The sequence below is a fragment of the Lysinibacillus sp. GbtcB16 genome (assembly GCF_019091145.1).
In the GTDB taxonomy this organism is placed as follows: Bacteria; Bacillota; Bacilli; order Bacillales_A; family Planococcaceae; genus Lysinibacillus; species Lysinibacillus fusiformis.
Window position 1 is genome coordinate 1 of the sequence record NZ_JAGXJV010000466.1, and the last position, 266, is coordinate 266.

At 48.5% G+C, this 266-nt stretch carries 1 pseudogene; it reads right to left on the reverse strand.

The window, feature by feature from the left end:
* Window positions 1-216 (reverse strand): annotated as a pseudogene (locus KVT27_RS24920) (efflux RND transporter periplasmic adaptor subunit); the annotation flags it as partial.
* Window positions 217-266: the final 50 nt, after the last annotated feature.

A 266-nucleotide genomic window follows, 5' to 3' on the forward strand; every position in this document is an offset into this window, starting at 1 on the left:
GAAAGTTTGGCCAGGCAAGTTTTGAACGGTAACGTTAACTTGGGAACCTGCTTTCACTTGCGTAATTTGGCTGTCTTCAACGCTAAGTTCTACTTGAACTTGATCCATATTGACAAGAGAGAGCAACTGTACGCCTGGTTGAGCCAACTCCCCCTCAGAGATGCTTTTCTTCACAATGACGCCGTCGATTGGGGCTGTTAGGGTTGCATTGCTCAAGTTGCTGCTTGCAAGATCCAGGCCAGCTTGCAGACGGTCTACATCCGCTT